The following is a 1,890-nucleotide window of genomic DNA, read 5'->3' on the forward strand; positions in this document are numbered from 1 at the left end:
TCGCAGCCCAGCGGGAGCAAGCTCCCTCGCCACAGGGATCAGGACGATAGAGGGGGATATGCCTACCGCGGCTCGATATGCGCAATCATCAGTTGCACCGTTTCCTGCCCACGGAACTCGTTGAGGTCCAACTTGTAGGCCAATTCCACCCAACGAACGGTGGGGTTCGGCCAAATCTCGCGGTCGATGCCAAAGGCGATGCCGTCGAGTTTCACTGAGCCGCACTCGCTCTTGAGGACGACCTTCAAGTGCCGTTCGCCCACCACGCGTTGTTCGACCAACTGGAATACCCCGTGAAACAGCGGCTCGGGGAAATGCTGGCCCCAGGGTCCGGCATGGCGCAGCGCCCGCGCCAGCTCCAGGTGGAACTCCTCGACCGCCAGCGTACCGTCCGACAGCAAGCGTCCGGTCAGGTCTTCATCACGCAACTGCCTGCGCACTTCAGCGTCGAACGCCTCAGCGAACAGCGGGAAATTCGCCTCTGGCAAGGTCAGGCCCGCCGCCATGGCGTGACCGCCGTACTTGCTGATCAAGGTCGGATGCTGCGCCGCCACCACGCTCAACGCGTCACGGATGTGGAAGCCCGGCACCGAACGCCCCGAGCCCTTGAGCAAGCCGTCACCGGCGTCAGCAAAAGCGATAGTCGGACGGAAATAGCGCTCTTTCATCCGCGAGGCGAGGATGCCTATCACCCCTTGGTGCCATTGCGGATCGAACAGGCACAGGCCGAAGGGCATCGACTCCAGCGGCAGGTCCTTGAGCTGGGCCATGGCTTCGCGCTGCATGCCCTGCTCGATGGACTTGCGGTCCTGGTTCATGCCGTCCAGCTGCGCGGCCATCTCCCGCGCCAGGGCCGGATCGTCAGTGAGCAAGCATTCGATGCCCAGGCTCATGTCATCCAGTCGGCCCGCCGCGTTCAGGCGCGGCCCGAGGATAAATCCCAAGTCCGTGGAGGTGATGCGTGAATGGTCGCGCTTGGCCACCTCCAGGATCGCCTTGATCCCCGGGCGGGCGCGCCCGGCGCGAATCCGCTCCAGGCCCTGGTGCACCAGGATCCGGTTGTTGGCGTCCAGGGGCACCACGTCGGCAACGCTGCCCAAGGCCACCAGGTCCAGCAGTTCGCCAATGTTCGGCTGTGGCTTGGTGGTGTACCAGCCCAGGCTTCGCAGACGTGCCCGCAGCGCCATCAACACATAGAAAATCACCCCGACACCGGCCAGCGCCTTGCTCGGGAATTCACAGCCCGGCTGGTTCGGATTGACGATGGCATCGGCCGCCGGCAGTTCCAGGCCCGGCAAGTGGTGATCGGTGACCAGCACTTGGAGACCGGCGGTTTTCGCCGCCGCCACGCCTTCCACACTGGAAATGCCGTTATCCACGGTGATCAGCAACTGTGGCTCGCGGGTCAGGGCGACTTCGACGATCTCCGGGGTCAGGCCGTAGCCATATTCGAAGCGATTGGGCACCAGATAGTCGACGTGGGCCGCCCCGAGCAGGCGCAGGCCCAACACGCCCACGGTGCTGGCTGTCGCACCATCGGCATCGAAGTCGCCGACGATCAGGATCCGCTGGCGTTGCTCCAGCGCCACCACCAGCAAGTCCACCGCCGCGTCGATGCCCTTGAGCTGCTGGAACGGGATCAAGCGCGCCAGGCTCTTGTCCAGTTCCGTCTCGGACTGCACACCGCGGGCGGCATACAGGCGGGTCAACAACGGCGGCAGGTCACCGAGAAATGGCAGGGTGTCGGGTAGCTGGCGGGGTTCTATGCGCATGGGGTGACGGGTGTTTCTCTTTGATTTGTAGGAATTGTGGCTTTTAGATCGTGGCGAGGGAGCTTGCTCCCGCTGGGCAGCGAAGCGGCCCAAAAACCCCCAAAGCGATCTACCAGGC

The 1,890-nt window shown here is 64.1% G+C and carries 1 protein-coding gene; it reads right to left on the bottom strand.

From position 1 onward, the window contains the following. Positions 1-62: 62 nt before the first annotated feature. Entirely contained in the window at positions 63-1,772 is a 1,710-nt protein-coding gene (gene recJ, locus RGM2987_RS00205) for a single-stranded-DNA-specific exonuclease RecJ (RefSeq protein WP_245138106.1), read from the bottom strand. Positions 1,773-1,890: the final 118 nt, after the last annotated feature.

Source organism: Pseudomonas sp. RGM2987, from assembly GCF_022952855.1.
Classification (GTDB): domain Bacteria; phylum Pseudomonadota; class Gammaproteobacteria; order Pseudomonadales; family Pseudomonadaceae; genus Aquipseudomonas.

Excerpts from the sequence above, each read along its gene's own strand:
- recJ (WP_245138106.1), bottom strand. The coding sequence starts at position 1,772 with ATGCGCATAGAACCCCGCCAGCTACCCGACACCCTGCCATTTCTCGGT.